The sequence below is a fragment of the Thalassobacterium maritimum genome, assembly GCF_031127805.1.
In the GTDB taxonomy this organism is placed as follows: domain Bacteria; phylum Verrucomicrobiota; class Verrucomicrobiia; order Opitutales; family Coraliomargaritaceae; genus Thalassobacterium; species Thalassobacterium maritimum.
In genome coordinates, this window is the sequence record NZ_JARXHW010000027.1 from 59,527 (window position 1) to 67,056 (window position 7,530).

General features: G+C 52.2%; 5 protein-coding genes. 3 read left to right on the top strand and 2 right to left on the bottom strand.

The annotated features are described in order from the left end of the window. Positions 1–7: 7 nt before the first annotated feature. Entirely contained in the window at positions 8–2,686 is a 2,679-nt protein-coding gene (locus QEH52_RS12160; protein ID WP_308950777.1) for a glycoside hydrolase family 95 protein, read from the bottom strand. Between the two features lie 24 nt (positions 2,687–2,710). Then, positions 2,711–4,081 (bottom strand): sulfatase-like hydrolase/transferase, encoded by a 1,371-nt coding sequence (locus QEH52_RS12165; protein WP_308950779.1) that lies wholly within the window; start codon positions 4,079–4,081, stop codon positions 2,711–2,713. 328 nt (positions 4,082–4,409) lie between these two features. Between QEH52_RS12165 and QEH52_RS12170 the strand changes: the two genes are divergently transcribed. From QEH52_RS12170 to QEH52_RS12180, 3 genes are all read left to right on the top strand, one after another. Continuing rightward, the gene (locus tag QEH52_RS12170; RefSeq protein ID WP_308950781.1) at positions 4,410–5,627 is read left to right on the top strand and encodes an AAA family ATPase; all 1,218 of its coding nucleotides are present in this window, start codon (positions 4,410–4,412) and stop codon (positions 5,625–5,627) included. Between the two features lie 11 nt (positions 5,628–5,638). Further along, complete coding sequence (locus QEH52_RS12175; RefSeq protein WP_308950783.1) at positions 5,639–6,163, top strand: RloB domain-containing protein; 525 nt, start codon at positions 5,639–5,641, stop codon at positions 6,161–6,163. 703 nt (positions 6,164–6,866) lie between these two features. After that, positions 6,867–7,094 carry a HipA domain-containing protein gene (locus QEH52_RS12180; RefSeq protein WP_308950786.1) on the top strand — a complete coding sequence of 76 codons (228 nt, stop codon included), beginning with the start codon at positions 6,867–6,869 and terminating at the stop codon, positions 7,092–7,094. Positions 7,095–7,530 lie beyond the last annotated feature (436 nt).

A 7,530-nucleotide genomic window follows, 5' to 3' on the forward strand; every position in this document is an offset into this window, starting at 1 on the left:
CTTGAAATCAGGGCAAGAGACAAACTGCCGTCGCGCCCTTTCGGCTTTCACGTCCGTCTGCGCGCACGGCTGTGACTTTAAAGGTCATCTGCTCGATTTCTTTTAAGTCTGAAGCCCGATAGACGAAATCCGTGCCCTTAAGCTCCGAGGCGACCAACTCATAGTCCGGCGCGTTGCCGACCGCACGATAGAGCTGATACGAAGCGGCATCCGGGCTGGCGGACCAGCTGAGCTCGACCTGATCCACTGAGTTCCGGGCCAGGTTCAAGTCGGCAGGCGCCGCCACTGGCAGGTATTCCGGGATCTCGGTCAGCACATAGCGCGTGCCCTTGCGGGTCTCGATCCGGATTTGGTCGCGACCGCTTGTGACAAAGTCCACAGGCTGGCCCGCCGCGGTTTGAATCACCGCACGGGCGACATTAGGATATCTTAGATCCAGCGTGCCGCCAGACTTGGAAAGCACTTCGATCTGAGTGGCCTGGCTATTCGTCCACTGCGCAGAGACTTCAAAATTACCGCGAGCCAGCAGTCCACTGAAGCTGCCGTTTGGCCAGACTTTAGGCAGAGCAGGCAAAGGCGAAACCACGTAATCCTGACTTTGCAAGAGCAGCTCCGTCACCCCGGCCGTGGCTCCGTAGTTGCCATCGGCCTGAAAGAGCGGCCCGCCGCGGTGGTCATTAAATAGGTTATGCAAAAAGTTGCCGGCCAACAAATCACGATAGAAAAGATAGGCTTCATCGCCATCGTGCACGCGGGCCCAGAAAGCGATCCGCTCAGCACGGGCCCATCCGATATGGGATTTGCGGGTGCGCAAGGTGAGTGTCTTTTCAACCGCATCCTGCCAGGCGGGCGTGGTGTCATTGATTAATTGCCCCGGATAGGAGCCCAAAAGCATGGAGGTGTGACGGTGATGAGGATCGATGCTTGCTTTGCCATTGTTCCCCTTAAAGTCACAGTAGAACTCCTCCTGACGGAACTCTTTGATTTGCCCCGATTTTCCGACCTGAATCGGATCCAACTGCGGCAGCTGCTGCGCATACAGTTCCAGTCGACTATCCGAGCGTCCCAAGACCTCCGCCGCTTTCAAGGTGTTGTGATGATTCTCGTAGAACATCTGCTGATCGAAGGTCGTGCCGATGGTATCCCGGATCTTTTGCTCCGGCGAGGAGGACGGTTTTGCCAGCAAAGCTCCGTCGATTTCCTGAACAAAGCGGGAAACAAAATTGGCCTGCTCATACATCACCGGATAGACGGTTTCCGCCAGCAGGGATTCGTCGCGTGTGAAGTCATAATAATCCCAGAACATTTGAGCGATCCATGATCCCGTGCCGAATCCAGCGATCGATGATTTGCCCGGGACGTTGTAAGGGTTCGCCCAGAACGGGCCGGACCAACCGTTGTCGCCATCCGGATCCAGCTGCGATGGATTGTATTTCTTGATATACTGTGAGGCATAGGCTTCCTGCTGCGGCTGGAAGGCCTTGAAAAAGTCGGCGTAAGACTCAAAGAGCTCAGGCAAGTTAGCCGTAAACACCGGCGCGTACGCCATCTGCACATTGGTATCATGCAGGTATTGGGAAGCCCAGGGTGGCTTCTCGTAAACGTTCCAAATCCCTTGCAGGTTGGGTGGCAGCGTGCCGGGTCTTGAAGAGCAGATCAGCATGTAACGCCCAAACTGAAAGGCCAACTCCTCCAGATAAAGACTGTAGCGACCGTCTGGATACGCATCGACCAATTTGTCGGTCGTGATCGATGGCACCGCTGCACCGAAGTCGAGATCGGCACGATTAAAAAGCGCTTTATAATCTGCCTGATGCTTAGCCAATAGCTCGTCGTAAGACTTCGCAGAGGCGGCGGCCATGTAGCCCGTCACCTTGGCATGCGGGCTGGGAAAGCCTTCGAGTTTCTTGGCAGGCTCCGCAGTGAGAAATACCTCGGGGTCCAACTCATAATTGGTGCCCACCGCGATCAAAATGACCGCACTGTCGGCATCCGTGACCTGCAATGTGCCCTCGCCGGCTTGCATGCGGCCGCCTTCGGGAATCACTTTGAACTGACCTTCAAACTGTATCTGGTAGTGCGTCATCACACCGGAGAGCATGATCGTATCGCCCTTGGCCTGAACTGTCCCGCTCTTGGCCTCTCCGAGAAAAGGAATGGTCGGACGTAAGGTGAAGGACAAGCTGCCTGCCTTCGATGCGCGCAGACGGATCGCCATCACTTTGTCCGGATAGCTAGTAAAATACTCGCGGGTATACTCGACACCGTCCTGCGCATAGCTAACGCGGGCCAGCCCCTCGTTCAGGTCCAGCTCCCGCTGATAGTGGCGGGCCTCCTTGTGATCGAAATCAATGTAAACTTCGGCAAAATTGTTCAGGCCTCTGCGCCGAAAGCCCCCCGGGCCTCCGCCGTCGTAAAGGCTGTTTTCCGTGATCTGGATACGCTCCTGCTCGATACCGCCGAAGAGGTTAATCCCCATGTAGCCATTCCCCATCGGGATCGAAGCGTTGGCCCAACCGAGATCGCTGTCCGGTGCGGGCGCATCATACCAAAGCCGCAGCGGCTTCGCCGAGCGGTCTTCGATTCGATCCGGTTGTGATGTCGCAGCCGATGCTGCATCGGTCATAGGCAGGACCGCCAACGCGGATACGGCCCAAAGAGTGGTCGTTAGTTTTCTGATATTCATCCTATTTCTATATTTTCTACTGCTTTAATAGCTCAGTTTGCCCCCGTCCTTCGGACGCTGTTTTTCACTCTCCCACCACTCACGGGGGCCTTCGGCTTCGATTCCAGCCCAGAGCTGGAGCAATGCCTGCTTCATCTCCTCAGTCTTCTCCGGCATCTTGGCTGCGAGGTCATTCGCCTCCTGACGGTCCGCGAGGATGTTATAAAGCTGGAACTTGGCCAGAGTCTCATCCCCGATCAACTTCCAATCACCGATACGCATAGCCACGCGATCTTCCGGAGCGGAGACGTGTGTGCGCCAGAACAGCGGCACTTCCCGCTCGACGGGCTTCCCCGCAAAGGCCGGCACCATGCTGACGCCATCGATCACGCGATCCTCCGGCAACGGAATCCCGCAAATATCCAAGACCGTCGCAAAAATGTCCGAACCGATCACCGGCGTATCACTCACGCTGCCCGCTTCGATATGTCCCGGCCAGCGTGCCACACCGGGCACGCGGATGCCGCCCTCATAGTTGTTGCGCTTGCGCCCACGCAAGTCACCGGTTGAGCCCCCCTTAATGCCTCCCTTGCCCTCAGGACCGTTGTCAGAGGAAAAAATCAACAAGGTGTTCTCAGCCACGCCCTGCGCTTCCAGCGCATCCATCACCATGCCCAAGGCATAATCGAGCTGGGTAATATTGCCCATGTATTCGCTGTTCCGATGCCCCTCGTAGAGCGACTCAAAACGGTCGTCCGTCCCGATCGGATGGTGCGGCTCATGCACCCACACTGAAAGCGCAAAAGGGTTGCTGGGGTCTCGCAGCTCGGCCAACCAATGCGCTGCTTCCGCTGCGACGAAAGGCGCGGAAAAACCTTCGACCTGGCCGATCTCCTCTCCATTGCGCACGAAATTCACCGGATTTTTGTGGCTCGGGGCGGCGTTGTTGTGCGTGGACATCCAATAGTCATAGCCGTGGTCATTCGGCTGCGGGTAGTCAGGATTGTTAAACATCTGACGCGAGTTCAGGTGCCACTTGCCTACGTGACAGGTCTCATAACCCGCCGCTTGCAGCAGTTCCGGATAGGTGATCTCGCTTTCGCGCAACTGTGTCGGCCCATTGCCCGACACATGACGCCAGACCCCATTGCGATACGGTGTGCGCCCGGTCAAAATCGCCGACCGCGAAGGCGAGCACACCCCGGCCGCCGAATAGGCCTGGGTAAACTTGACGCCCTGCGCCGCCAGCTTTTCCATATTGGGCGTCTGAATCAGCTCGTTGCCATTGATAGAAGTGTCCCCCCAGCCCATATCATCGGCCAAGAAGACCACGACATTCGGGCGATTTTCGATCGCTTGAGTCGTGAGCAAAAAACTACTCGAAAGTAGAACAAGAAAAAGCAGGGATATTTTCATAGGATATAGCAGAGCTCTAACATACTAAATCCCATCAAGACCGTCTATCACCTATATAAGTGATAATTTACACTTAAGCTCCCACGCGCGAGCGATAACCAAGAAAAACAGGGAACTTGCGGGCAATAAATGAAGATCGCGATCAAGCCAATCAAAGCGAAGGCGGAGCCATCCAGGGTTTCAAAAACGATATGACTCAAACGACTGGTATACTATTCATATCTGTGCATCTCACGTAGACTAAAACGCTTGTTAAAATTAAGTTCTTGCCCCTAAAAAAAACCACTTAAAACTTGAAATCGTCAAAAATATGTCGATCATGCGACTTATGATCCATTCACTGGCCATACAGAACTTCTCTTCTTTCCACGAGCCGACCCTAGTGGAGTTCACTGCGGGTATAAAAGCAGGTGATCGCGATATCTTTTTGGAATCCACTCAACCGGGTGTATCGGTCAATTCAGTTACTGGGATCTTTGGCCCCAATGCCTCCGGCAAAACCAACCTGCTCAAAGCCATCGCCTTTCTGCGCTATTTCATAGTAGACTCCGCGTCGGAGAAGCCCGATGCGAAAATAGCAGTTGAAGCCTTCCACTTTGTCGAGGGTGCTGCAGAGCGTCACGAGCCAATTCTCTTCCGGCTTGAATTTGAGTATGAAACGAAGCTTTACCGCTATGAAGTCGAGTTTGACCATCAACGTGTTCAATTTGAAGCTCTTTACCGCAAGGATCAACGCTTCCGCTATCTCTTCGAGCGGTCATGGAATATGGTTGAATGTGATTACGATCTGAAAGCTCAGGACATCGGCCCCACCAAACAAATCGCTCAGCGGGAAAATGCATCCTTTATCGCATCGGCCGTCCTCCAAGAGCATGCCTTTGCCAAATATATCTCTGGATATTTCAAGACCTGCTACGTCAATGTTCACATTCTCGGACGGATGACGACCCATGATCCTGAATTCATGAATGTCTTGGACGCATCAGATTATTTTTCGGAACATCAAGATTACCTAGCCGATGCAATTAAGCATATCGCGCATGCAGACACAGGGATCTCTAGCATCGACCTCGACCCGATCAAGCGGATGGACCCACAAGGCAAGGAACAGGAAGTATTGTTCCCAATGGCTCGGCACACTGTAGCAGGCGTTGATTATAAACGTCCCCTCTTGGCTGAATCCCGCGGCACTCAAGCGCTCTTCGTCCTCCTGCGCTATATTCTCCCCGTGCTCGAAACAGGCGGGGTCGCCGTGATCGACGAGTTTGAAACGGGCCTGCACTCACACGTGGTCAAATACGTCGTCGAACTCTTTTACTCCAAGACGACCAATCCCAAGGCTGCGCAGCTGATTGCCAACTTCCACACGGATTACCTACTACAGTCCACCTTGGAGAAATACCAGATCGTCTTTACCGAGAAGAACCCCGCGACTCAATCCACCGAAGCTTGGCGTCTAGACAAGGTAAAAGGAGCCGCCCGTAATACCAACAATCACTATGCTAAATACCACGCGGGTGCGTATGGTGGCATTCCTAACCTCTAAGATCAGGAACGATGGCACGCAGCAACCCTTGGAAGCAGAAGCCCCGCCACACTCGGCACACCACATTGATCGTTGTTGAGGGCGATACCGAGTATGCTTTTATCCAATATCTGAAGGGACTCTGTGGACGAAACTGCGGCACCCGCGTAACAATTGAAAACGCTCACGGAGGCGGCGGAGACTCCGTCTTAAAAAAAGCAATCCAGCTATGCCCGCCTTATGATGCTTGTCTCTGCCTGTATGACACCGACCGTATGCCGACCGTCAAAGGTCACATCAATAAGGCCAAACGCTTTGGTATAATTGAAATTCAATCCGTCCCTTGCATCGAAGCACTATTGCTTAAAATCCTAGAAAAACACGTGCCAGAAGAGACCGCCCAATGTAAACGTACCATGCAGCGTATTGTAGGCGAGAATAAGCTCACCACTAGCGTCACCTTCCAGCAATACTTCCCCCTCGATCTGTTGGAACAACGGCGCAGCAGCATCCAAGCGCTCGATCAATTGTTTCAATACATCAACCCCAAGGGCTAACGACACACGATGATAACAGTAGTCTCAGACAACACAGTACAACAATGCTTGTAGTTTCCAGCGCACCGCTCAGAGTCGACGTCAACACACGCGCCGTGCCACTTGTCCGTCAGGGGAATGCACATCAAGGGCGCGTTTTTTTTTACTCGGATTGTCGCGGATGTTCCTCATCCCACTTTGACCTTCGATCCAAACAAAAGGCCCCGAGGCGAAACACCTAGAAAGCTTATGAAAATTTCAGGTCCCAGAACCCGAGGATCCCCCCATTGAGGGCTGCCACTCGTTACTAGCGGCCTAAATTTAAAGAGAACAGGCCCAACAATTAAGAAATAAGTATAACTCATAAGATGCTTAATTTGGTGATCACAGCATCTCCCCGGTTCAAAGAACTGGAGAAAGCCGCAGTTGTTAAGTATTACTTAATAACTGCCACAAACGGCTAAATACGCCTCACTGCTTGGCTTCAACTGTATAAACAAGTCATTTTCCGTAAAACGAAACACACGACTCGCAGACTTACACACAGGAATCTGCAACGACAGAGCCGCCTAACCATTCAACAGTAGCGGGAGCCTCTTGCTCCCGACTCGAGCAAATCGATGAGCTATCAGCCCTCGCCCGCCTCAAACTATCGTTTCAGTATCGTTTCATTTAAAGCTTTTAATTTTCACTAAGTTACTAATTAAGAGAGGCATAAGGTTTAATAAGATCGTTTCACGTCTGGCAAAAAAAAGTTCTAGGCGAGCTCATCGCCAATACCGATATGCACTGGGGCAACCTCAGCTTTTTCCTTCCGGAACAAAGCCCCTACCCGCTCGCGCCCGTTTACGACATGCTGCCCATGCGCTTCCGCCCCAGCAGCACCGGCGAAGTCATTGAACGCACTTTCGAGCCCACTCTCCTCGACCTTCGATGTTCGACCTTCGATTGAGCTAAAAGATGAGTTGAACCGTTAATTACGTTAATTTTCGTTAATTAGAAAAAGACATAAACCACTGCGAGTATCCACTTTAAAACTTAGAGGTGTTTATATAATTCCAATTTCAATTCGCCAATGTGGCGACTGTCCCATTATCGCAAATTCACGTAATTAACGGTTTAAATAGCCGTGCCTAAGTCGACCGCCGGATTCAGGGCAATTACGTTAATTTCCGTTAATTAGAAAAGACACAAACCACTGCGAGTTATACGCTTTAAAACTTAGAGGCATTTTTATAATTCCAATTTTAATTCGCCAATTGGGCGACTGTCCCATTAACGTAAATTCACGTAAATTAACGGTTTAAATAGCCGAGCCTAAGTCGACTGCCGGATTCAGGGCAATTACGTTAATTTCCGTTAATTAGAAAAGACATAAACCACTGCGA

What these genes read in the sequence shown, in the direction of transcription:
- QEH52_RS12170 (WP_308950781.1), top strand. Translation starts at nt 4,410, where the DNA reads ATGATCCATTCACTGGCCATACAGAACTTCTCTTCTTTCCACGAGCCG.
- QEH52_RS12165 (WP_308950779.1), bottom strand. Translation starts at nt 4,081, where the DNA reads ATGAAAATATCCCTGCTTTTTCTTGTTCTACTTTCGAGTAGTTTTTTG.
- QEH52_RS12160 (WP_308950777.1), bottom strand. Translation starts at nt 2,686, where the DNA reads ATGAATATCAGAAAACTAACGACCACTCTTTGGGCCGTATCCGCGTTG.
- QEH52_RS12175 (WP_308950783.1), top strand. Translation starts at nt 5,639, where the DNA reads ATGGCACGCAGCAACCCTTGGAAGCAGAAGCCCCGCCACACTCGGCAC.